Source organism: Colwellia maritima, assembly GCF_022669015.1.
In the GTDB taxonomy this organism is placed as follows: Bacteria; Pseudomonadota; Gammaproteobacteria; order Enterobacterales; family Alteromonadaceae; genus Colwellia; species Colwellia maritima.
This window is the reverse complement of sequence record NZ_JAKKSL010000005.1, coordinates 291,999-316,694: the sequence shown is the minus strand read 5'-3', so window position 1 is coordinate 316,694 and position 24,696 is coordinate 291,999. Positions and strand designations below refer to the sequence as shown.

Annotated in this window: 11 protein-coding genes, 1 tRNA gene, 3 rRNA genes, 6 pseudogenes and 1 riboswitch; of the genes and pseudogenes, 10 read left to right on the top strand and 11 right to left on the bottom strand. The window is 40.4% G+C overall.

Annotation, left to right across the window (positions count from 1 at the left end):
* Positions 1 to 103: 103 nt before the first annotated feature.
* The 10 genes and pseudogenes from rrf to L3081_RS22055 all read right to left on the bottom strand — a co-directional run bounded on the left by rrf (position 104) and on the right by L3081_RS22055 (position 12,660).
* Positions 104 to 218, bottom strand: a 5S ribosomal RNA gene (gene rrf / locus L3081_RS22100).
* Between the two features lie 179 nt (positions 219 to 397).
* Positions 398 to 3,290: ribosomal RNA gene (locus L3081_RS22095) — 23S ribosomal RNA — on the bottom strand.
* Positions 3,291 to 3,969: 679 nt separating this feature from the next.
* A tRNA-Ile gene (locus L3081_RS22090) sits at positions 3,970 to 4,046 on the bottom strand.
* 227 nt (positions 4,047 to 4,273) lie between these two features.
* A 16S ribosomal RNA gene (locus L3081_RS22085) occupies positions 4,274 to 5,814 on the bottom strand.
* The 16S, 23S and 5S rRNA genes sit together here with 1 tRNA gene alongside, the layout of an rRNA operon.
* Before the next feature lie 689 nt (positions 5,815 to 6,503).
* Positions 6,504 to 7,265, bottom strand: a complete 762-nt coding sequence (locus L3081_RS22080; RefSeq protein WP_242288459.1) for an SDR family oxidoreductase — start codon at positions 7,263 to 7,265, stop codon at positions 6,504 to 6,506.
* Positions 7,266 to 7,305: 40 nt separating this feature from the next.
* Positions 7,306 to 8,195: pseudogene (gene mmsB, locus L3081_RS22075) on the bottom strand (3-hydroxyisobutyrate dehydrogenase).
* Positions 8,196 to 8,215: 20 nt separating this feature from the next.
* Entirely contained in the window at positions 8,216 to 9,415 is a 1,200-nt protein-coding gene (locus L3081_RS22070) for an enoyl-CoA hydratase/isomerase family protein (RefSeq protein WP_242288458.1), read from the bottom strand.
* 53 nt (positions 9,416 to 9,468) lie between these two features.
* A pseudogene (locus tag L3081_RS22065) lies at positions 9,469 to 10,258 on the bottom strand (enoyl-CoA hydratase).
* Positions 10,259 to 10,304: 46 nt separating this feature from the next.
* Positions 10,305 to 11,462: an acyl-CoA dehydrogenase family protein gene (locus tag L3081_RS22060; RefSeq protein ID WP_242288457.1), complete on the bottom strand. Its 1,158-nt coding sequence runs from the start codon at positions 11,460 to 11,462 to the stop codon at positions 10,305 to 10,307.
* A gap of 16 nt (positions 11,463 to 11,478) precedes the next feature.
* Positions 11,479 to 12,660, bottom strand: a pseudogene (locus L3081_RS22055) (acetyl-CoA C-acyltransferase).
* Positions 12,661 to 12,930: 270 nt separating this feature from the next.
* Here L3081_RS22055 and L3081_RS22050 point away from each other — a divergent pair.
* The 9 genes and pseudogenes from L3081_RS22050 to L3081_RS22010 all read left to right on the top strand — a co-directional run bounded on the left by L3081_RS22050 (position 12,931) and on the right by L3081_RS22010 (position 22,468).
* Positions 12,931 to 13,335: a MerR family transcriptional regulator gene (locus L3081_RS22050; protein ID WP_242288456.1), complete on the top strand. Its 405-nt coding sequence runs from the start codon at positions 12,931 to 12,933 to the stop codon at positions 13,333 to 13,335.
* 77 nt (positions 13,336 to 13,412) lie between these two features.
* Positions 13,413 to 14,582, top strand: a complete 1,170-nt coding sequence (locus L3081_RS22045) for an isovaleryl-CoA dehydrogenase (protein WP_242288455.1) — start codon at positions 13,413 to 13,415, stop codon at positions 14,580 to 14,582.
* Between the two features lie 166 nt (positions 14,583 to 14,748).
* Positions 14,749 to 16,356: a carboxyl transferase domain-containing protein gene (locus tag L3081_RS22040; protein WP_242288454.1), complete on the top strand. Its 1,608-nt coding sequence runs from the start codon at positions 14,749 to 14,751 to the stop codon at positions 16,354 to 16,356.
* Positions 16,357 to 16,387: 31 nt separating this feature from the next.
* A complete protein-coding gene (locus tag L3081_RS22035) occupies positions 16,388 to 17,203 on the top strand; it encodes an enoyl-CoA hydratase-related protein (RefSeq protein WP_242288453.1) in 816 nt (271 codons plus the stop codon).
* 19 nt (positions 17,204 to 17,222) lie between these two features.
* Complete coding sequence (locus L3081_RS22030; protein ID WP_242288452.1) at positions 17,223 to 19,247, top strand: acetyl/propionyl/methylcrotonyl-CoA carboxylase subunit alpha; 2,025 nt, start codon at positions 17,223 to 17,225, stop codon at positions 19,245 to 19,247.
* Between the two features lie 12 nt (positions 19,248 to 19,259).
* Positions 19,260 to 20,183, top strand: coding sequence for a hydroxymethylglutaryl-CoA lyase (locus L3081_RS22025; RefSeq protein WP_420839776.1), 924 nt, complete (start codon positions 19,260 to 19,262; stop codon positions 20,181 to 20,183).
* 45 nt (positions 20,184 to 20,228) lie between these two features.
* Positions 20,229 to 20,959 (top strand): annotated as a pseudogene (locus L3081_RS22020) (CoA transferase subunit A).
* Positions 20,959 to 21,616 (top strand): annotated as a pseudogene (locus L3081_RS22015) (3-oxoacid CoA-transferase subunit B). Before L3081_RS22020 ends, L3081_RS22015 begins: the two co-directional pseudogenes overlap by 1 nt.
* A gap of 335 nt (positions 21,617 to 21,951) precedes the next feature.
* A riboswitch (cyclic di-GMP riboswitch) is annotated at positions 21,952 to 22,047 on the top strand.
* Positions 22,048 to 22,108: 61 nt separating this feature from the next.
* On the top strand, positions 22,109 to 22,468 hold the full coding sequence (locus L3081_RS22010; RefSeq protein WP_242288450.1) for a DUF3718 domain-containing protein: 360 nt from the start codon (positions 22,109 to 22,111) through the stop codon (positions 22,466 to 22,468).
* Between the two features lie 159 nt (positions 22,469 to 22,627).
* Here the strand turns inward: L3081_RS22010 and L3081_RS22005 are convergent, their stop codons facing one another.
* Entirely contained in the window at positions 22,628 to 22,801 is a 174-nt protein-coding gene (locus L3081_RS22005; protein ID WP_242288449.1) for a CopG family transcriptional regulator, read from the bottom strand.
* 142 nt (positions 22,802 to 22,943) lie between these two features.
* Here L3081_RS22005 and dauA point away from each other — a divergent pair.
* Positions 22,944 to 24,681 (top strand): annotated as a pseudogene (gene dauA, locus L3081_RS22000) (C4-dicarboxylic acid transporter DauA).
* Positions 24,682 to 24,696 lie beyond the last annotated feature (15 nt).

Genomic DNA, 24,696 nt, shown 5'->3' with positions numbered 1-24,696 from the left:
TAGAAGTTTAGCAATGTCCGGCTACGCTCTCACATGGGCTTCTCGTAACATAAGTCACACTACCATCGGCGCTTCTGCCTTTCATTTCAAAACTAAATTAGAAGTTTAGCAATGTCCTACTCTCACATGGGAACTCCCACACTACCATCGGCGCTACTGCGTTTCACTTCTGAGTTCGGAATGGAGTCAGGTGGTACCACAGCGCTATTGTCGCTAAACAAAAACTTTTTAATCACTCAACTTACGTTGGTAATTAGCAATCTTGGAAAACACTTAAGCAAGAATATTTCTCACCTACGATATAAATACATTTATTCATTCAAGTCTCACGTGCGTGATGTTGCTATTCTCATAGCCTTTATTTGTCAGTCTTCACACAAAACCACTTGGGTGTTGTATGGTTAAGCCTCACGGGTAATTAGTATCAGTTAGCTCAAGGCCTTACAACCCTTACACACCTGACCTATCAACGTTGTAGTCTCCAACGACCCTTTAGGGAGCTTAAAGCTCCAGTGAGAACTCATCTCAAAGCCTGCTTCCCGCTTAGATGCTTTCAGCGGTTATCAGTTCCGAACGTAGCTACCGGGCAATGCCATTGGCATGACAACCCGAACACCAGTGGTTCGTCCACTCCGGTCCTCTCGTACTAGGAGCAGCCCTCTTCAATTCTCAAACGCCCACGGCAGATAGGGACCGAACTGTCTCACGACGTTCTAAACCCGACTCGCGTACCACTTTAAATGGCGAACAGCCATACCCTTGGGACCGACTTCAGCCCCAGGATGTGATGAGCCGACATCGAGGTGCCAAACACCGCCGTCGATATGAACTCTTGGGCGGTATCAGCCTGTTATCCCCGGAGTACCTTTTATCCGTTGAGCGATGGCCCTTCCATACAGAACCACCGGATCACTATGACCTACTTTCGTACCTGCTCGACGTGTCTGTCTCGCAGTTAAGGCCGGCTTATGCCATTGCACTAACCGTATGATGTCCGACCATACTTAGCCAACCTTCGTGCTCCTCCGTTACTCTTTGGGAGGAGACCGCCCCAGTCAAACTACCCACCAGACAGTGTCCCCAAGCCCGATCAGGGCCCTAGGTTAGAACATCACGCATACAAGGGTGGTATTTCAAGGTTGACTCCACTCCATCTGGCGACGAAGTTTCAAAGTCTCCCACCTATCCTACACATGTAGGAGCAATGTTCACTGTCAAGCTATAGTAAAGGTTCACGGGGTCTTTCCGTCTAGCCGCGGGTATACGGCATCTTAACCGCAAATTCAATTTCACTGAGTCTCGGGTGGAGACAGTGTGGCCATGATTACGCCATTCGTGCAGGTCGGAACTTACCCGACAAGGAATTTCGCTACCTTAGGACCGTTATAGTTACGGCCGCCGTTTACCGGGGCTTCGATCATGAGCTTCGTCCGAAAACTAACCCAATCAATTAACCTTCCGGCACCGGGCAGGCGTCACACCGTATACGTCATCTTTCGATTTTGCACAGTGCTGTGTTTTTAATAAACAGTTCCGCCACCTGGTTACTTCGACCCTCCATCGCTTAGGAAGTAAATTCCATCACCATTGAGGGCGTACCTTCTCCCGAAGTTACGGTACTATTTTGCCTAGTTCCTTCACCCGAGTTCTCTCAAGCGCCTTAGTATTCTCTACCTAACCACCTGTGTCGGTTTGGGGTACGGTTCCTATATATCTGAAGCTTAGAAGCTTTTCCTGGAAGTATGGCATCAATGACTTCAACTCCTTGGAGTCTCGTCTCGTGTCTCAGCCTTAAGGGAGTCCGGATTTACCTAAACTCCCGCCTACGCACTTTCACACAGATTACCAACACTGTGCTCACCTAGCCTGCTCCGTCCCTCCTTCGCAATATATAGAAGTACAGAAATATTAATCTGTTTCCCATCGACTACGCGTTTCCGCCTCGCCTTAGGGGCCGACTTACCCTGCCCTGATTAACATGGGACAGGAAACCTTGGTCTTTCGGCGGGGGAGTTTTTCACTCCCCTTATCGTTACTCATGTCAGCATTCGCACTTGTGATACCTCCAACAAACTTCTCAATTCACCTTCAACGGCTTACACAACGCTCCCCTACCACTCATAATAAATTATGAATCCGCAGCTTCGGTGACTAGTTTAGCCCCGTTACATCTTCCGCGCAGACCGACTCGACTAGTGAGCTATTACGCTTTCTTTAAAGGGTGGCTGCTTCTAAGCCAACCTCCTAGCTGTCTATGCCTTTCCACATCGTTTCCCACTTAACTAGTACTTTGGGACCTTAGCCGGCGGTCTGGGTTGTTTCCCTCTTCACAACGGACGTTAGCACCCGCAGTGTGTCTCCCGGATATCACTCACTGGTATTCGGAGTTTGCAAAGGGTTGGTAAGTCGGGATGACCCCCTAGCCTTAACAGTGCTCTACCCCCAGTGGTGTCCATCCGAGGCTCTACCTAAATAGATTTCGGGGAGAACCGGCTATCTCCCGGCTTGATTAGCCTTTCACTCCGACCCACAAGTCATCACCGCATTTTTCAACATACGTGTGTTCGGTCCTCCAGTTGATGTTACTCAACCTTCAACCTGCCCATGGGTAGATCGCCGGGTTTCGGGTCTATACCCTGCAACTAAACGCGCAGTTAACACTCGCTTTCGCTACGGCTCCCCTAATCGGTTAACCTTGCTACAGAATATAAGTCGCTGACCCATTATACAAAAGGTACGCAGTCACCAAACTAAATTTGGCTCCCACTGCTTGTACGTATGCGGTTTCAGGTTCTATTTCACTCCCCTCACAGGGGTTCTTTTCGCCTTTCCCTCACGGTACTGGTTCACTATCGGTCAGTTAGTAGTATTTAGCCTTGGAGGATGGTCCCCCCATATTCAGACAAAGTTTCACGTGCTCCGTCCTACTCGATTTCACTTAAAGGTTGCTTTAGTGTACGGGACTATCACCCTGTATCGTGGTCCTTTCCAGAACCTTCCACTAGCGCCCAATAAGCTTAAGGGCTGATTCGCGTTCGCTCGCCGCTACTAACGAAATCTCGGTTGATTTCTTTTCCTCGGGGTACTTAGATGTTTCAGTTCTCCCGGTTCGCCTCATTAAGCTATGTATTCACTTAATGATACCTGCCTTATGACAGGTGGGTTTCCCCATTCGGAAATCGTTGGCTATAATGGTTTTTATCACCTTACCAACGCTTATCGCAGATTAACACGTCCTTCATCGCCTCTAACTGCCAAGGCATCCACCACATACGCTTAGTCACTTAACCATACAACCCCAAATTGTTTCATTGTCTTTTGATTGTTATACTGTGTTGCTTACGTGTTTGTGTAAAAGAAACTACACGTCACAAATAAGCGCCTTGTCTAACAAGCCAAAATCCTGCGAAAAATCATTTTTCCTATAATAAGAGAAAAGACATTTCAAACATTTTAGACTACTCGGTGACTAAACCGAGTTAATTGTAAAGTCTGACATTTTCACGCACTTCACTTCATTTATTGCTAAATAAAAGTGATGAGTTACTTGAATAAGAGCTCATAACATTTGTTTAAAAACAAACGTTAAAAACAATTTGATAAGACATTCGAGGAGAACGCCTTATCACCACTATTTACCCACGATATTGGATAAATAACAGCTTGATATTTATAGTTATGCGAGCAACAGCGCGACACCGTGCTTGCCCTATAAATATCGGTATTTATATCAGCTTTCCAGATTGTTAAAGAACTCATCTCTTAGTCGCATTCGCTAAGAAATTTGGTTTAAAAAACCAAATTTAAAGTGTCATAAAAGCGTAAATATATTTACCCCTACAACCGTTTAAATTTGGTCTCTTTCTTTTGTGAAGAAGTTAAATACAATTCAAGTTAGACAAGGCATTTAATAGCGAAGCTTAGTCTTTTCTAAGCGAGTTATTAAATAACGCGGTATAACGAAGAATTTGGTAGGTCTGGGCAGACTTGAACTGCCGACCTCACCCTTATCAGGGGTGCGCTCTAACCAGCTGAGCTACAGACCTATTTTACGCTTGTCCTTTTACTTAATTTCATCGTTGTACTCGTTATTCGCTTGTCATTACCAGACGGTAACTTCAACGCTCATATCTCGCACGCCTTGAACTAAAGTAAAATTACTTCGCCTAAACGATCTGAAACTAACATTAAGAACTTCTTCATTTTCGTCATCATACAATTTGTGTGAACACTCGTGAATCCGAGGATTCCATTAATCGTTTTTACTTCAAGATAAGGAGGTGATCCAACCCCAGGTTCCCCTAGGGTTACCTTGTTACGACTTCACCCCAGTCATGAAACACAAAGTGGTGACCGTCCTCCCGAAGGTTAAACTAGCCACTTCTTTTGCATCCCACTCCCATGGTGTGACGGGCGGTGTGTACAAGGCCCGGGAACGTATTCACCGTAGCATTCTGATCTACGATTACTAGCGATTCCGACTTCATGGAGTCGAGTTGCAGACTCCAATCCGGACTACGACAAGCTTTGTGGGATTCGCTCCACCTCGCGGTATTGCTGCCCTCTGTACCTGCCATTGTAGCACGTGTGTAGCCCATCCCGTAAGGGCCATGATGACTTGACGTCGTCCCCACCTTCCTCCGGTTTATCACCGGCAGTCTCCTTAGAGTTCCCGACTTAACTCGTCGGCAAATAAGGATAGGGGTTGCGCTCGTTGCGGGACTTAACCCAACATTTCACAACACGAGCTGACGACAGCCATGCAGCACCTGTCACAGAGTTCCCGAAGGCACAAGTCTATCTCTAGTCTCTTCTCTGGATGTCAAGGGATGGTAAGGTTCTTCGCGTTGCATCGAATTAAACCACATGCTCCACCGCTTGTGCGGGCCCCCGTCAATTCATTTGAGTTTTAACCTTGCGGCCGTACTCCCCAGGCGGTCAACTTAGTGCGTTAGCTGCGCCACTCACGGTTCAAGACCACAAACGGCTAGTTGACATCGTTTACGGCGTGGACTACCAGGGTATCTAATCCTGTTCGCTCCCCACGCTTTCGTTCCTCAGCGTCAGTATCTGTCCAGGTGGCCGCCTTCGCCACTGATGTTCCTTCCAATCTCTACGCATTTCACCGCTACACTGGAAATTCCACCACCCTCTACAGTACTCTAGTTGACCAGTTCAAAATGCAGTTCCAAGGTTGAGCCCTGGGCTTTCACATCTTGCTTAATCAACCGCCTACGAACGCTTTACGCCCAGTAATTCCGATTAACGCTTGCACCCCTCGTATTACCGCGGCTGCCGGCACGAAGTTAGCCGGTGCTTCTTCTGTAAGTAACGTCACAGAATGCAGTTATTAACTACATCCCTTTCCTCCTTACTGAAAGTGCTTTACAACCCGAAGGCCTTCTTCACACACGCGGCATGGCTGCATCAGGCTTTCGCCCATTGTGCAATATTCCCCACTGCTGCCTCCCGTAGGAGTCTGGGCCGTGTCTCAGTCCCAGTGTGGCTGATCATCCTCTCAAACCGGCTAGAGATCGTCGCCTTGGTGAGCCATTACCTCACCAACTAGCTAATCTCACTTGGGCTAATCAAATGGCGAGAGGTCCGAAGATCCCCCCCTTTGGTCCGTAGACGTTATGCGGTATTAGCAGTCGTTTCCAACTGTTGTCCCCCACCATAAGGCATATTCCCAAGCATTACTCACCCGTCCGCCGCTCGTCATCTTCTAGCAAGCTAGAAATGTTACCGCTCGACTTGCATGTGTTAAGCCTGCCGCCGGCGTTCAATCTGAGCCATGATCAAACTCTTCAATTAAAAATCGTTTGTGTAACCTCACCCTTTTTACCGAAGTAATAATGATGTGTTACTGCTCAATGAATTCTGTCGTGTATCAAAAATTTTGATACGCATTACATATATAAGTATTACCTTTCCGAAGAAAAGTATTCATTTATGTGAACATCATTCATTAAAGCGTTTTTTTGTTCTCGCTAATAAAAGCTAAAGAACTATGTAAAAACAAGTTAATGTGAGTATCCACACAAATTGCATGATAACTAATTGTTAAAGAACATCTTCTTAAGAAGATAAGTAAGAATCGCATTCGTTCGTTACTTTGGAATTAACCTTTGCTTCGTTGCTGTTGCCCCGAAGCAGGATGCGTATCATACGCTTCCGAGTTTTGATGTCAACGTTTTTTTGAATTTATTTAAAAGTTTTTTTAAACTTCCAAGCTTTTCATTTTAAAACGTTAAGTTAACTTATCTACTTAAATAAGTAGCGAGATAACCTATCAAAACATCCAGTTGGTTAAGCTTTTTGGCTGAACCCCTTGGAACTGGAGCGCATTGTATAGATTTATATGCTAGGGTCAAGTAGAAAAAGCATCTTTTTTCACTTTTTATGGCTTTTCCAACTCAAGCGTTCAAACCTTGTACAAATACAATAAAAAACGTTCAAATAAGGTGCGATTTCTATTTGATTGGCCCTATTACATAGCTAAGCTACATAGCTAAGCCGCCGTCGACTTCAATCACTCTGCCAGTGAAAAATTCATTTTCAAATATATACTTTGCAGTATGAGCGATCTCTTCCGCTTCACCTAAACGACCTACAGGTTTCATTTTTTCTAACCTATCACGCATTTCAGGCTTCATTGCATCTGTCATGGCAGTACGAATAACACCAGGCGCTATTGCCCCAACGCGAATACCATGACGCCCTAACTCCCTAGCCCAAGTAGTTGTCATTGCAACAACACCGCCTTTAGCAGCAGAGTAATTAGTTTGACCTATATTTCCGCCCCGTGCAATCGATGACATATTAACAATAACGCCCTGTCTACCTGATTCAATCATATGGACCGCTGCTTCTCGGCCACACAGAAAGACACCAGTTAAATTAACATCAATAACAGATTGAAATTGTGCTAATGACATTTTTTTACTAACAACACCATCTTTCGCTTTAACAAACATGCCATCACGTAAAATACCTGCATTATTAATTAAGCCATCAATACCATTAAAATCATCATTGATTTGTTTAAAAGTATGCTCAACTTCATCTTCAATACTGACATTAGCTAAATAGTATTTAGCCTTAGTACCATTTTGCTCTACGAGCTTAACTGTTTCTTGCAAAAGCGCTTCATTCAAATCAATTAACGCGATATTAGCGCCACTTTTAGCAAAATCAATTGCCATCGTTCTGCCAAGCCCTTGACCACCACCAGTGATAACAATCGTTTTATTTTCTAAATTCATAACTTCCTCTTCTGAACGTATTCATGATTTTAATAATATTTTACTTATTAAATAAGTTAAAAATACTGGAAAAATCTTTCCCTCCACTGCCTGATGCCGCATGCATTGCATATAAATTACGAGCTAATGCGCCCATTGGCGTTGCAGATTGACTACCTATTGCCGTATCCATTGCTAAACCTAAATCTTTCGCCATAAGATCAACCATAAAGCCACCTTGATAATCATTTGATGATGGCACGTTTTCCATTACATCTGGACAAGGGTTATAAACATCTAATGTCCAGTTACTACCAGAGCTTTTACTCATGATATTGGATAAAACCTTAGCATCTAATCCATTAGCCAATCCCAATTGCAGAGCTTCACTTGTTCCAATCATTAATACTGACAACAACATATTATTACAAGCTTTAGCAATTTGACCTGCACCATGATCACCTGCATGGAAGATATTCTTACCCATAGTATTTAAAATTGGTTCAACTTGTTTAAATTCAACATCGCTGCCACCCACCATAAAGCTTAATGTACCGGCAACTGCACCACCAACACCACCTGAAACTGGTGCATCCACAAAATTAATGCCCTGCCCAACCTAATGCTGCGGCTACTTTACGTGATGTTGCTGCATCAATAGTTGAGGAATCAATCACAATACTGCCTTTAGCAATATGATTTATCAATCCCGTTTCTGGAGATAAATAAACGCCATCAACATGTTTACCTGCAGGTAACATCGAAATAATAAATTCTGCATTTTTAACACATTCTATAGCACTTGCTTTTGTGCTAGCGCCTTGTGCTACAACTTGTGCTACTGCAGACTCTGATAAATCAAAAACACAAACTTGATGTCCGAAATTTCACTAAGTTAATGGCCATTGGGCCACCCATGTTACCTAAACCAATAAATGCGATATTTGCCATTGTTCTTTCCTTATAATTTTTTAAATAAGATTATTAATAAATTCGTACGCTTTTTCATGTACATAACTTTGATGTACTAATGTTCGATACCTGCCAAATAAAGGATGATTATCATTTGACCACTTAGATTCAAAAAACCAATTAATTGTTTTTTGATCAACCGAATTTATCGAGTCAAAATGCCATTTAGGGGCATTATCTTTATCAATTAACAGTGCTCTTACCCCTTCACAAAACTCACCAAATTGCCCGGATTTAACTGATAAGTTTAATTCCATACGAAAACAGTCTGCCAATGCCAAGGACTTCCCTAGCTGAATTTGTTGATAAGCGATAGTGGCACTTAAAGCACTACCATGTTTAAGCGAGCCTTGTGCACGATTAAACCATTTATCCTCGCAGTTAACTGCTAATATAGAATTCACAATATCATTCAGATTATCAAAACTTGTCACTTGACTTATTAGCGCTTTATGCTCACTCAGTTTACTTTCAGGTAGTTTGCTACTCGAAGCATTCTCAAGATTAGCTAATAATGTAGAAATGCTGTTTTGATTGTGTTCACTTGATTTTTCCCAATCAATCTGTGTTAGCTGTTTGATAAATGATTGTTTATTATCGTGAGTAACAAAATAATCAGCTAAATTACAATATTTTGCATCTGCTGCATTGATAGATGCTCCTGTAAGTCCTAAAAACAAACCACAATTTTCCGGCATTTTATTTAAAAAATAGCTCCCCCCGACATCGGGATATAGACCAATACTTATTTCAGGCATGGCAATTCGTGAGTTTTCAGTCACAACACGATGACTACCACCCACCATCAAACCTAGCCCTCCTCCCATAACAATTCCATTACCCCAAACAATAAAAGGCTTTGTGAAAGTATGAATCAAATAATCTAGTTGATATTCTTTAGTAAAGTATTCTTCAACTCCATCAGAGTATCTTTCTGGATTCTGTTTTTGTTCACTACCTTTCATTGCTTTATATAAGTTGACGATATCCCCCCCGCCGCAAAACGCTTTATCGCCTTGCCCCTGTAAAAATATCGCTACAATATCGCATTGTTTTTGCCATAATTGTAATTGAGGGTATAGCAAATCGATCATTTCACCGCTTAGAGCATTTAATGAACGAGGCGAGTTTAAGGTTACAGTAGCTATTTTATTACCATTATCACAATCGATTTCTTCAAAGGTCACAACTTCAGTCATATAAAATTCCTAATTACTTTTACCTGCATAGGTTGGCTAAACTAGTTTCGGTGTTACTTGTTTTTCCAAACCGGTTTGCGTTTATCTAAGAAAGCTTGCACACCTTCTTTTTGATCAAAAGAATCAAATAAATCAACAAAGGCTTGGCGCTCTTGCGGTAAGGCTTGTGCTATTGGCATTGCTCTATTTTTCTGGATAAGTGATTTACATGCTGCAACCGCGACGGGACTTTGTTTAGCAACCTTAGCCGCTAACGCAATTGCTGCCGCTTTACCTTCAGCTTTTGATATAACCTCCTCAATCAAACCGATTTGCAAAGCATGTTGTGCATCAACACGCTCACCACATAAAATCATGCGCTTAGTCCAACCTTCCCCCACTAAAAGTGCTAAATTCTGTGTACCTCCGGCACAAGGCAATAAGCCCACACTTGCTTCGGGAAGTGCCATAACGGCATGTTCTTCAGCTATACGAATATCACAAGCTAACGCAACTTCTAATCCACCGCCCATGGCATAACCATTAATAGCAGCAATTGAAACGCCTCGAAAATTAGCTAAGGTTTCAAATGCTTGGCCAAAAATATTACTCATGTTTGTAGCAACATTTTTATCGCCATCAGCAAAGACATTTAAATCTGCTCCCGCTGAGAAAAATTTATCTCCACCGCCAGTAAGCACTAACGCATAAATGTTTTGATCTTCATTTAGGCTGAGCACTAAATCGCGTAAATCGGTAAGGCTTTGCTCTGTCCACGTATGTCTTTGGAGGGTTATTAAAAGTAACAACAGCAGTATGTTCCGTTATTTCTACGGTTAAAAATTTTGATGTATAGTCAGACATTTTTTTCCTTTCGCGGTCGAAACCGCATTTAATTATCAAAAGTAGATTAAAGAAGTTGTCCTGCACCTTCTGTTAATAAACGACGAGCAATAATTACACGCATGATTTCATTAGTGCCTTCAAGAATTTGATGAACACGTACATCTCTAAAATGACGTTCGAGAGGATATTCTTTGATATAGCCATAACCACCATGAATCTGTAATGCGGCATCACACACTTTAAAACCAATATCAGTAGCAAAACGTTTTGCCATAGCACAATAAGCGGTTTTTTCTGGATCATTTTTATCTAATTTATAAGCGGCTAAGCGAACTAATTGACGCGCAGCAACTAATTCCGTTGCCATATCGGCTAATTTAAACTGTAATCCTTGAAAAGCAGCAATTGGTTTACCAAATTGCTCTCGCTCTTGCATATAAGCCATCGAAGTGTTTAAAGCTTGTTGTGCCGTACCAATTGAGCAAGTAGCAATATTGATACGGCCGCCATCGAGCCCTTTCATTGCCATTGAAAAACCTTCGCCTTCATTACCCAATAAATTTTCAACCGGTACTTTGACATTATCAAACGTAATTTGACGAGTAGGCTGAGCATTCCAACCTAGTTTCTCTTCTGCTTTGCCATAAATAATACCGTCTAAATCAGCCGGAATGGCAAGTGCTGAAATGCCTTTAGGACCGACTTCTCCTGTACGGACCATGACCACTAATACATCAGTAGCGCCGGCGCCCGAAATAAAGACTTTTGAACCATTAATAATGTAATGATCTCCCTCTTTTTTCGCTGATGTACTCAACGAAGCGGCATCTGAGCCAGATCCTGGTTCAGTCAAACAATAGGACGCTAGTTTTTCACCCGTAACTAATGTAGGGCACCAAGCATTTTTTACAGTATCATTACCCCAAGTAGCTATCATCCAAGTTGCCATATTATGGATAGTCATCATCGCGGTGGTTGCTGTGCAGCCCATCGCTAATTGTTCAAAAATTATTGATGAATCTAAACGACTTAGGTTTAAACCACCCGCGTCTTCTGGGGTATATAAAGCACAAAAACCTAATTCACCGGCTTTAGTGATAATGTCTTTAGGAAAGATGTGTTCTTGATCCCATTTAGCTGCATTAGGTAATAGTTCAGTGTTACTAAATTGTTTCGCTGTATCAGCGAACATTTGCTGATCTTCGGTTAAATCAAAATTCATAATTAGCTCCTAATCCTTAAACAAGTTCAAGCGCAATGGCCGTTGCTTCGCCACCACCAATACATAATGAAGCAACGCCTTTTGATAAACCTTTATTTTTCAAGGCATGAATAAGCGTTACCATAATACGTGCACCGCTAGCACCTAATGGATGACCTAATGCACAAGCACCACCATGAATATTTACTTTGTTAATGTCTAAATTCATATTCTTCACTGCCAACATGGTCACCATCGCAAAGGCCTCATTAATTTCGAATAAATCAACATCGGCGGCAGCCCACCTTTTTATCAAGTAATTTTTTCATTGCACCTACTGGAGCCACTGTAAATTCAGCCGGTTTTTGCGCATGTGTTGCATGGGCAACAATTTTGCATAGCGGAGTTAAACCTCGTTCTTTTGCTGTTGATAATTTCATCATTACTAATGCTGCTGCGCCATCAGAAATTGAACTAGAGTTAGCCGCGGTAATTGTGCCATCTTTTTTAAAAGCCGCACGCAATGATGGAATTTTATCAGGTCTCGCATTACCCGGCTGTTCATCCGTGTCAATCAAGCTTTCACTACGCCTACTTGTGACAGTAACGGGCGTAATTTCATTTTTAAATGCACCACTTTCAATAGCATCATTAGCACGAGATAATGAACGAATAGCAAACGCATCCATTTCTTCACGAGTAAACCCCGTTTCATCCGCAGTTTCTTGAGCAAAACATCCCATAGAAATACCGTCGTAAGCATTCTCTAAACCATCAAGCATCATATGATCAAGTACTTGGCCATGTCCCATACGCATTCCAAGACGTGCTTTTGGTAAAATATAAGGCGCATTACTCATACTTTCCATACCGCCGCCACTGCTACCTCAATAGATCCCGCAAGCAATGCATCATGTGCCTGTATTGCTGCTTTCATACCTGAGCCACAAACTTTGTTAATAGTAGTACAAACCGTTGATAAAGCTAAATCAGCAGCAATAGCAGCTTGTCTTGCCGGTGCTTGTTTTAAACCGGCCGGTAAAACACACCCCATGATCACTTCATCTATTTGATCGTTGCCTAATTCTGCTTGTGCGACTGCAGCCGTAATTACAGTAGCGCCGAGATCAGGTGCCGTTACATTGGCTAAACAACCATTAAAACCACCCATAGGGGTCCTTAATGCAGAAACAATTACAACAGGGTCATTGTGTGACATGAAATTCTCCAAAATAAAAAATAATACGATTTTTAGTTAGTGTGCTAAATAGCCTACCTCAGTATTACGTTTACGACAACGTAAACTTTAGTACTAGTCTTTAATATTATTTATAAGTTCGTAATGACTTAGTTACAGTAATTAAAACTGTCAAGTACATCAAACAGCAATTTTATCGATAAATATGAAAAATACTTACTTTACGTTTACGTAAACTTCATGTAGAGTTATTTCCATTATGACATGAATTAAAAGTAAGTTATTTCGACAATGAACATAAACAATAAGACAAACCAAGCTAAGTTTTCCATTGGGGAATTATCAAAAGAGTTTGATATCACTACCCGTAGTATTCGATTTTATGAAGATCAAGGATTACTTACACCAACGCGTAAAGGGCAAACTCGCATCTACAATCAAAGAGATAGAGTAAGGTTGAAATTAATATTACGCGGTAAACGTTTAGGTTTTTCACTAGCCGAAACAGGTAGATTGTTTGAACTTTATGATGCAGATAAGTCTAGCGCTAAACAACTATCCATCATGATGGAATTGATTGCACAGAAAAAATTCGATCTCAAACAACAGCTTGAGGATATCAATGCAGTATTAATAGAACTTAATGATTTAGAAGATAATTGCCAGAATATATTGACGACATTAACTAAAAAGTAATGAATTACAACGGACAAAATCACATCAACTGCAACATAGTTAGCGCAGTTGTAAAAATTTAACAAAGAGGACAAACCATGATTTCTTCATTTAGCTCACTTAATTTTAACTTAGGCGAAACCGTCGATATGATCCGTGATCAAGTCAATGCCTTTGCTCGCGATGAAATAGCGCCACGTGCCGCACAAATTGATATTGATAATGAATTTCCTAACGATTTATGGCAAAAATTTGGCGACATGGGTTTATTAGGTATGACTGTTGAGGAAGAATATGGTGGTTCAGGCTTAGGCTATTTAGAGCATATTGTTGCGATGCAAGAAATATCACGAGCTTCTGCCTCAGTTGGTTTAAGTTATGGTGCAATGTCTAATTTGTGTTTAAACCAATTACGTAAAAATGGTTCACATGAGCAAAAATTAAAATATCTACCTAAACTTTGTTCAGGTGAGCACATTGGCGCATTGGCCATGAGTGAGCCTAATGCCGGCTCTGATGTTGTGAGTATGAAACTCAGGGCTGATAAACAAGGTGATAAATACATCTTGAACGGTAACAAAATGTGGATCACCAATGGCCCAGATGCTGATGTTTATGTTATTTATGCTAAAACTGATACAAGTGCAGGATCAAAAGGTATAACAGCCTTTATTGTAGAACGTGACTATCCTGGATTCTCTCGACATCAAAAACTAGACAAACTTGGCATGCGGGGCTCAAATACCTGTGAATTAGTATTCCAAGATTGTGAAGTACCTGCGACAAATATTTTAGGCCAAGAAGGCAAAGGCGTTCGTGTATTAATGTCTGGTTTAGATTATGAACGTGTCGTTTTATCAGGTGGTTCACTAGGTATTATGGATGCATGTATGGACTTAGTTGTTCCTTATATTCACGACAGAAAACAATTTGGCCAATCAATTGGGGAATTTCAATTAGTACAGGGTAAGGTTGCCGATATGTACACCCAAATGAATGCTGCCAAATCCTATGCCTATATGGTTGCAGCAGCCTGTGACCGTGGTGAAACAACCCGTAAAGATTCAGCAGCAGTCATTCTTTATGCGGCGGAGTTAGCCACAAAAATGGCACTAGATACCATTCAACTGCTTGGCGGCAATGGTTATATTAATGAATTTCCGGCGGGACGTTTATTACGCGATGCTAAGTTATATGAAATTGGTGCAGGTACCTCTGAAATCAGAAGAATGTTGATAGGACGCGAATTATTCAACGAATCAAAATAACAATTTATGCTATCGCTAGTTACCCCTGCAACACTCAAAATAATACTTTTTGAGTAACCTCAATTCCGTGTTATTGCATTGTCATAGGAGTAACTAGCTACAAACAAAACTATTACTGATGTAATTACTTTTTTAAATAAAACTAATTAACTATATAGGGTCTACCGTGGCAAAAATAATAAGTAAGATTAATACCCGCAGCCAAGATTTTTTAGAAAATGCTGCCCATATGAAAAGTCAAGTCGACGATTTACGAATCAAACTTGAAGAAATAAAACTTGGTGGCGGTGAACGCTCAAGAGAACGCCACCTTAGCCGCGGTAAGTTATTACCCAGAGACAGAGTTAACGCCTTGCTTGATAATGGCGCTGCTTTTTTAGAGTTCTCACAAATGGCAGCTTATAACGTCTATGATGATTATGTACCTAGTGCAGGTATTATCACAGGCATTGGCCGAGTAGCAGGTCAAGAATGTGTCATTGTAGCAAATGACGCAACAGTCAAAGGGGGTACTTATTACCCACTAACCGTAAAAAAACACCTTAGAGCACAAGCTATTGCCCAAGAAAACAACTTACCTTGTATTTATTTAGTGGATTCAGGTGGTGCGAATTTACCTAATCAAGATGATGTATTTCCGGATAAAGAACATTTTGGCCGCATCTTTTTTAATCAAGCAAACATGTCTGCCAATAGTATTCCACAAATCGCCGTTGTAATGGGGTCATGTACAGCAGGTGGTGCTTATGTACCTGCAATGGCTGATGAATCAATTATAGTGAAAGAACAAGGAACAATATTTTTAGCCGGACCACCGTTAGTTAAAGCAGCCACAGGTGAAGTCGTTACAGCGGAAGAGTTAGGCGGCGCAGATGTTCATTGTCGTACATCTGGTGTGACTGATCATTATGCTCAAAATGATAACCATGCCCTTGAAATAGCACGCGCCGCGGTTGCTAATTTAAATAGGGTAAAACCAGTGAACATTCAAGTTCAACAAGTTGTTGAACCTGAATACGCCAGTGAAGAAATTTACGGCATTATTCCCAAAGATACTCGTCAACCCTATGATATTCGTGAAATTATTGCACGTATTGTTGATGGTAGCGAATTTGACGAATTCAAAGCACTTTATGGCAGTACCTTAGTTTGTGGTTTTGCTAAAATATTTGGCTACCCAGTTGGGATTGTCGCCAATAACGGGGTGTTATTCGGTGAATCAGCAGAAAAAGGGGCACACTTTATACAACTATGCGCTCAACGAAAAATTCCTTTAGTATTTTTACAAAACATTACCGGCTTTATGGTGGGTAAACAGTATGAATCAAGTGGTATTGCTAAACATGGTGCCAAAATGGTGACCGCTGTAGCAACGGCACAAGTACCTAAATTTACTATTTTAATTGGTGGTAGTTTTGGCGCAGGTAACTATGGCATGTGTGGACGCGCTTATGATCCTCGTTTTTTATTTATGTGGCCAAATGCCCGTATTTCAGTTATGGGGGGCGAACAAGCTGCGGGTGTAATGGCACAAGTAACACGAGATAAAAAAGAAAAACTAGGAGAAAGTTGGAGTGAGTCTGACGAAAAAGCCTTTAAAAAACCAATAATCGATAATTACGAACATCAAGGTCACCCTTATTATGCTTCTGCACGCTTATGGGATGATGGCATTATCGACCCTGCGGATACACGTCAAGTATTAGGTTTAGCAATTTCAGCGTCATTAAACAAACCGATTAAAGAGACCAAATTTGGCATTTTTAGAATGTAACACTTAGGTTAAAAAGGTAAGAACCACTCATATGAACACACTTAATGACAGCGTATTATTTGACATAAACAAACAAGGCATTGCCACGGTTACGTTAAATAATCCAGACAAACACAATGCATTTGATGATGAAATAATCAAGCAATTAACTGAGCTTTTTAATCGCATCCGCAACCGAGAAGATATCAGCATAATGGTGCTTGCTTCAAACGGTAAAAATTTTAGTGCCGGTGCCGACTTAGCTTGGATGAAACGTATGGCGAGTTACTCTTATGAAGATAACTTAAAAGATGCCAATGCGTTAGCCCTAATGTTAAATGCTTTACACTCTTTACCGCAAACTACTATAGCCAAAATTCAAGGGGCTGCTTTTGGTGGCGCAGTAGGTTTAGCAAGTTGTTGCGATATTGTGATTGCCGGCACTAAAGCCAGTTTTTGTTTAAGCGAAGTAAAACTCGGCCTTATTCCCGCCACAATCAGCCCTTATGTTATTGAGGCTATAGGCGTAAAAGCTAGCCGACGTTATTTTCAAACTGCTGAGCGATTTTTTGCTGATAAAGCACAACAATTAGGTTTAGTAGACGAAATTGTTGAACCAGAAGCGTTACATGATGAAGTTAATTCGATAATAGCCATCTTATTAGGTAATGGTAATCAAGCTAGACGCCAAGCAAAAAAACTTACTCAAGATGTTGCTTTTAAACCCATCGATGCTGCCCTCCTCGCTGATACTAGCGAACGTATTGCTGCTATTCGTGTGTCGACTGAAGGTCAAGAAGGTTTATCTGCTTTTTTGAAAATCGTTCGCCAAACTGGCAACCAAAAGAATATTAACAGCTCCTGTTGAAAGAATTGAAGGAAATAACATGTTCAATAAAATATTAATTGCTAATCGTGGTGAAATTGCCTGCCGCATTATAAAAACAGCTAAAAAAATGGGCGTACTAACTGTCGCCGTCTATTCAGATGCAGATAAAGAGTCTCTGCATGTGCATATGGCGGATGAAGCCATTTATATTGGTCCATCACCTTCACGTGAAAGTTATCTTCTAGGAGATAAAGTCATTGCAGCAGCTATAAAAACGGGTGCTCAAGCCATTCACCCTGGCTACGGGTTCTTGTCAGAGAATGCTGATTTTTGTCGAGCGTGTGCAGAACAAAACATTACCTTTATTGGCCCCCCTGTTGGCGCTATTGAAGCTATGGGCTCAAAATCAGCAGCAAAAAACATCATGGAAAAAGCAAATGTGCCATTAGTACCTGGCTACCATGGTGACGACCAATCAAGCGCCATTATAAAGCAAGCTGCAGATGATATGGGATATCCCGTATTATTAAAAGCCACGGCCGGTGGCGGTGGTAAAGGTATGCGCCAAGTGTGGAGTGAAGAAGAATTTGCAGAAGGTTTAGCTGCAGCAAAACGTGAAGCCATGTCATCTTTTGGTGACGATACCATGCTAGTTGAAAAATATTTAACTCAGCCTCGTCATGTTGAAATTCAAGTTTTTTGTGATAATCATCAAAATGCTGTGTACTTATTTGAGCGAGATTGTTCTGTACAACGTCGCCATCAAAAAGTAATCGAAGAAGCACCTGCATTTGGTATGAGTGAAGAATTGCGAGCGAAAATGGGTGAATCTGCCATAAAATCAGCTCAGGCTATCGGTTATCAGGGGGCCGGTACAGTCGAATTTTTGCTTGATGTTGATGGCTCATTCTATTTTATGGAAATGAATACTCGCCTGCAAGTTGAACATCCTGTTACTGAAATGATTAGTGGACAAGATTTAGTAGAATGGCAATTACGTGTCGCCGCAGGTGAAATGCTACCTAAAACTCAGCAGCAATTAGTACTGAATGGTCATGCCTTCGAGGCGAGAATTTATGCGGAAGATCCTGATAATGACTTTTTACCTGCTACAGGTAAATTATCGTTATTACAAACACCTATAGAAAGTGAACATGTCCGTATAGATACAGGGGTTCGCCAAGGTGATGAAGTGAGCGTTTTTTACGACCCTATGATTGCTAAATTAATAGTATGGGATGAAAGTCGCGAAAAAGCATTAAAACGTTTAAGTAAAGCATTGAGCGAATATCGCATTAATGGCGTGACCACCAACATTGACTTTTTATACAATTTAGCGACATCAAAGCCTTTTATCGAAGAAGATATAGATACAAGTTTTATTGAAAAAAATAATGATCTTATTTTTAAAGACACCAAACAAATATTACAAAATGAATTACCTATTGCTGCTTTGTACCTCGTTTTGTCAAGTCATAAAACAGCACAGCAAAATGCCAAACAAAGCAATGATCCCTATTCACCTTGGCATAAAGCGAATGCTTGGCGCTTAAATGAAGCGCATACTCATCAACTTACTTTAGCGCATAACAGCGAAGAATATGCCATTGAAGTTGAACAAATGCGTCAAGGCTCTGATGCCTACTATTTAATTAGCATCAATGGTGAACAGTTTGATTGTCAAGGCACTTTAAATAATGAACGAATTACTGTCAATATAAATGGTCATCGTAGTCAAGCAACTGTTAGCTGTTGGGATAACAGCATCAGTTTATATCGAGAAAATGGCGTTTTTACATTTACTCATGTAAAAGCAGATTGTGGGCAGCATGAAAATGATGACAGTCACGGTGGATTAATCGCACCAATGAATGGAACAATGGTAAGCGTATTAGTTAAAGCTGATGAATTAGTTACTAAAGGTCAACCACTATTAATTATGGAAGCCATGAAAATGGAGCACACAATTAAAGCGCCAAGTGATGGTATCGTAAACGAGATTTTTTTCCAAGCCGGTGACATGGTTGACGGCGGCTCTGAATTATTAGCTTTTTCTGAACAATTAGACACAAATAAAGCGTAGTAAGGTATGAATATGAACAGTAATTTTTTTCCACCTCTACCTGAACAGGTAAAAATAGTTGAAGTTGGTCCAAGGGATGGTTTACAGAATGAATCAACACCTATCAGTGCCGTTGATAAAATAGCATTAATAGAAAAACTGGACGCGGCAGGTATTGACTATATTGAGAGTGGCAGTTTTGTTTCCCCCAAATGGGTGCCACAAATGGCAACCTCTACGGAAGTATTTGAAAAGCTTAACCGTAAACCAGGCGTAACTTATGCAGCATTAACACCAAACATGCGTGGGTTTGAAGGTGCTATGGCTGTAAATGCCACTGAAGTTGCTATTTTTGGCGCGGCATCCGAGAGTTTTAGTCAAAAAAACATCAACTGTTCAATAGAAGAAAGCCTAGAACGCTTTGCGCCAATTATGGATGCAGCTAAAAGCGCCAACATTAAAGTACGCGGTTATGTTTCTTGTGTTTTAGGCTGCCCTTACGAAGGCGATATAGCGCCTGAACAAGTGGCAACAGTTGCTGAAAAACTATACAAAATGGGCTGCTATGAAATATCATTGGGCGATACTATTGGTATTGGCACACCAGACAAAGTCATTAAAATGATTCAAGCTGTAAGTGCCCGCGTTCCAATGAATAAGCTTGCGGTACACTTTCATGATACCTATGGCCAAGCGTTAACCAATATTTACGCTGCGCTACAAATGGGTATTAAGGTAGTCGATAGTGCTATTGCAGGATTGGGTGGCTGTCCCTATGCTAAAGGCGCATCAGGTAATGTAGCGACAGAAGATGTTGTCTATATGCTCAATGGCTTAGGTATAAAAACCGGAATTGATTTCCAAGCGTTGCTTAAAGCAGGTTGGTTTATTAGTGATAAATTAGGCAAACCGCCTATTTCTAAAGTATCAAGTGCTTACCTAGCAAATAAATCTTAGCACATAAAAGTAATGAATATATAGCCCAATATTGAGGAGAATATAATGGCAGGATTTGACAAGGTAGTATCAAGCTATGAACAAGCCATGGTGGACTGACAGATAATATGACAGTAATCGGTGGGTTTGGACTGTGCGGTATTCCTGAAAACCTAATTAATGAAATAAAGCGTAAAGGCACCAAAGGCTTAACGCTAGTTTCAAATAATTGTGGCGTAGATGACTTTGGTTTAGGTATATTATTACCTGATCGGCAAATTAAAAAAATTATCGCTTCTTATGTCGGTGAAAATGCTGAATTTGAACGTCAAATGATGGCGGGAGAACTTGAGGTAGAACTAACACCACAAGGGACATTAGCAGAAAAAATGCGTGCCGGTGGTGCAGGAATTCCCGCATTCTATACCGCTACAGGTTATGGTACACCCGTGGCTGAAGGCAAAGATGAACGTCAATTTAATGGTCGTGATTATATTTTGGAAGAATCAATCACGGGTGATTTCGCTATTGTTAAAGCATGGAAAGCAGATAGATACGGTAATTTAGTATTTAGAAAAACGGCACGAAACTTTAACCCTCTGGCAGCAACTGTTGGGAAAATTACCGTTGTCGAAGTAGAGGAAATAGTTGAACCGGGTGATTTAGATCCTGATCAAATACATACACCAGGTATCTATGTTGACCGCTTAATTTTAGGTACTTTTGAAAAGCGTATAGAACAGCGTACCACTCGACCTTCTGAAACACGTCCATTAACAACACAGGGAGAGAAATAATGGCATTAACTAGAGAACAACTAGCCCAACGTGTTGCCCAAGAACTTCAAGACGGTTATTACGTTAATTTGGGCATTGGGATCCCCACCCTTGTTGCTAACTACATTCCTGAAGGTATGGATGTTATGCTGCAATCCGAAAATGGCCTGTTGGGTATGGGGCAATTTCCTACTGAAAATGAAATCGATGCGGATTTAATCAATGCAGGTAAACAAACAGTCACTATGGCTACAGGGGCTTCTATTTTTGATTCGGCCGAATCATTTGCCATGATCCGGGGTGGACACGTAGATTTAACTGTTTTAGGGGCTTTTGAAGTCGATGTTAATGGTAATATCGCCTCCTATATGATTCCAGGAAAACTCATCAAAGGCATGGGAGGAGCAATGGATTTAGTTGCTTGGTGCTGATAATATCATTGTCACCATGACTCATGCTTCAAAACATGGCGTTTCTAAATTATTAAACAACTGTTCCCTACCGTTAACAGGTAAAGGCTGTATAAAAAAAGTATTGACTGACTTAGCTTTTATTGAAATTAAAGACGGTAAATTTCACTTATTAGAACGTGCACCCGGCGTTTCTGTGGATGAGATCATAAAGTTAACCGAAGGTGAACTTGTTGTGGCTGATAATACCCCAGAAATGAAGTTTTAAGCTATTAATGTAACTCGCTATCTAAAAACAGAGGTTATTAACCTCTGTTTCAGATTTGCAACTATACATTTGCAACTAAATGTAATCATTTACTGCGCCCTCGATATAAATTTAAATCTGCTGAGAGTATTTCAAAAGTAATAACAATTATTTTTTACCATTTTTTAATTACTTATAAAATATAAAGGTAACAATCTAATAACTTAATTTTTTTATATTTTCAAAGATCCGCCTATATAATAAAAAAAACATTTTCCATAAAAAAAGTAATACCTGACTAACTTCAATGATAAAAAATTTGCTTTTTGTATAAAAATTAGCAATAATTACCTTTGACAAAGAAAAGGCAAAGTACATGAAAGTGTGCGACGCAAAACCACCGGCCTAAGGGGTTTTCAATTTTGAAAATCTACGGCAGCGGAGTCACCTCGTTAATAGGTACATCCCGTGGTTTTTTCTTTTAATAATCCATTTATATAAAAGGTTACTAAAATGAAAAAATTATTAATAGCTTCTACTATCACTGTTTTAACATTAACGTCTGTTGTATCGACACCTAAAGCACAAGCTGCGAACATTGCGCAAAGTATATGTGAGTATGTGGCCGCTGACGACAAGAAACGCATGCGTTCATTTTTAAAGACGAATAAATTAAAAATTCGTCGTATCTTTGACGGTATTCAGTGTAATGGTAAAAACTTATTAGAGTTTGCATCTGCAAGCGGTTCTGTAGAAACAGGTTCTTTGATGATTGGAAAATTGCCAAAGAAAGTTGTTTCTGAGAATTTAGCTGCGTTACAAACTGGATCGAAACCATTGATTGATGCTGCAAACGAACGCGTTAGCAGCTAATAAATTATTTTCAACTAGGCATACTGCTTAACACTATTTTCACCTTTTAGGTCTAAATGGTGATAGGTAAGAAGATTAATTGTTAATAATTCTATGTCATTTAAAAAGCCGACTTTTAGGCGGCTTTTTTTCGTCTTTTATCTTTACGCTTTTAACACATTACTTAAAAACATCATTTCGCCAGTTTTCGCCTAATCTATCTTCAATAAACTCTCTGATCATTTGTCTTACTTTTTGAGAAGCATTAACATCATCTAACGCACATAACTCTTCAAAAGTAGCCTTCTTTTTGGGATCAATTAATACGGTAAGTCTAGCGGTTCTATTTTCCATCGTCATTTATTCCTACTAACATGTTAATCAGATTATAATCATATTTACATCTGATTATAGTTGTATTGTATGTAGATCGGCATATAATTACAATATAGTTTAGCTGATTGTAAAATATTACATACACAATGGTTAATAATTAATGAAGTATAGAAAACATTTATTTTCTTTGAGAGTAGCGAATGCGCTACGGGAATCTCTACGTAATAACCCTTATAAATTAAACTCCTTTTCAAAAGATTTACTAGCGGGTGTAACCGTTGGCATTATCGCATTACCCTTAGCAATGGCACTTGCTATAGCAATAGGGGTAGCTCCTCAATATGGTCTTTATACCGCAATAATTGCTTTGTTTCATTATTCCTCTTACGGGTGGTTCACGGTATAGTGTTTCAGGGCCTACCGCAGCTTTTGTTGTTATTTTATACCCTATAGTTCAGCAATATGGATTGTCAGGTTTACTTATCGCAAGTATTCTTTCTGGTTTGATTTTAATTGTCATGGCTTTGCTTAGACTAGGTCGATATATTCAATATATTCCAGAACCTGTCACGCTTGGTTTTACTGGTGGTATAGCTGTCGTTATTGCTGTATTGCAAGTTAAAGATTTTTTTGGTTTAGAAATCACCAGTTTGCCCGAACACTTTGTAGGTAAAGTGGGTGTATTGGTGCAAATGCTACCTGATTTTTCTTTCCCTAGTTTTATTGTCGGCAGCACTACATTAGCCATCATGTTCATTTGGCCTAAGCTTAAGACCGTTGTGCCCGCGCACTTAATTGCTATTATTGCAGCCAGTGTGCTTGCTTACGTACTAAATAGCCAAGGAGGCAACGTTTCTACTATCGGGTCAACCTTTAGCTTTACACTTGCTGATGGCTCTTTAGGACATGGAATACCATCAATATTACCGAGTTTTGAATGGCCTTGGCTTCGTGCTCAGCCCAATGAAGACGTACTTGTATTTAGTTGGGATGTGGCCACAGACTTATTATCGGCTGCATTTGCCATTGCAATGTTAGGCGCTATTGAATCCTTATTGTGTGCCGTAGTACTCGATGGTATGTCAGGCACAAAACATAGCGCCAACAGTGAATTATTAGGGCAAGGTATTGGGAATGTTATCACTCCTTTTTTTGGTGGCGTCACCTCAACTGCAGCTATTGCCCGTTCAGCAGCAAACTTTAAAGCGGGTGCAGTTACCCCCATATCGGCAATGATACATGCTGTCGTCATATTAATATCGTTGTTATCTTTATCCACTGTGCTTTCATATATTCCAATGTCAGGAATGGCGTCGTTATTATTAGTAGTCGCATGGAACATGAGTGAGGCACCTAAAATCATACACCTCCTCAAAAAGTCTCCGCCAAATGAGATTGCCGTATTTATTACTTGTTTTTTCTTAACTGTATTTTTTGACATGGTCATTGCCATTGTTGCAGGGATTGTGCTCGCCTCTTTACTTTTCATGAAGCAAATAGCAGAGATGACTAAAGTCCATGATATAACTAATCATCAACAACTTATTACTGTACCTCTTCCCAAAAAATGGAAAGTCTATAAAATCAATGGTCCACTTTTTTTTGCTGCGGCTGATACTGTTTTTGGGGAATTATCACACTTATGTAACAAAAAGAATGGCGTTGTCTTATATTTTGATGGCGTATCCATTCTTGATTCAGGTGGTGTGGCAGCTTTATACAAATTTATTGATAAATGTAAAAGTACGCAAACCACGTTATTTCTTGCTGACTTTCAATTTCAGCCTTTAAGAACACTAGCTAAAGCGAAATTTTCTCCTGATGGTAAACATTGCATTGTATTTTCTACATTGGCAAGTGCTTTACGAGAAATACCCCGTGACGATACTACAAGCTAGGCAAGGTTCTTTGTA

Excerpts from the sequence above, each read along its gene's own strand:
- L3081_RS22030 (WP_242288452.1), top strand. The coding sequence starts at position 17,223 with ATGTTCAATAAAATATTAATTGCTAATCGTGGTGAAATTGCCTGCCGC.
- L3081_RS22025 (WP_420839776.1), top strand. The coding sequence starts at position 19,260 with ATGAACAGTAATTTTTTTCCACCTCTACCTGAACAGGTAAAAATAGTT.
- L3081_RS22080 (WP_242288459.1), bottom strand. The coding sequence starts at position 7,265 with ATGAATTTAGAAAATAAAACGATTGTTATCACTGGTGGTGGTCAAGGG.
- L3081_RS22050 (WP_242288456.1), top strand. The coding sequence starts at position 12,931 with ATGAACATAAACAATAAGACAAACCAAGCTAAGTTTTCCATTGGGGAA.
- L3081_RS22045 (WP_242288455.1), top strand. The coding sequence starts at position 13,413 with ATGATTTCTTCATTTAGCTCACTTAATTTTAACTTAGGCGAAACCGTC.
- L3081_RS22060 (WP_242288457.1), bottom strand. The coding sequence starts at position 11,462 with ATGAATTTTGATTTAACCGAAGATCAGCAAATGTTCGCTGATACAGCG.
- L3081_RS22005 (WP_242288449.1), bottom strand. The coding sequence starts at position 22,801 with ATGGAAAATAGAACCGCTAGACTTACCGTATTAATTGATCCCAAAAAG.
- L3081_RS22035 (WP_242288453.1), top strand. The coding sequence starts at position 16,388 with ATGAACACACTTAATGACAGCGTATTATTTGACATAAACAAACAAGGC.
- L3081_RS22010 (WP_242288450.1), top strand. The coding sequence starts at position 22,109 with ATGAAAAAATTATTAATAGCTTCTACTATCACTGTTTTAACATTAACG.
- L3081_RS22070 (WP_242288458.1), bottom strand. The coding sequence starts at position 9,415 with ATGACTGAAGTTGTGACCTTTGAAGAAATCGATTGTGATAATGGTAAT.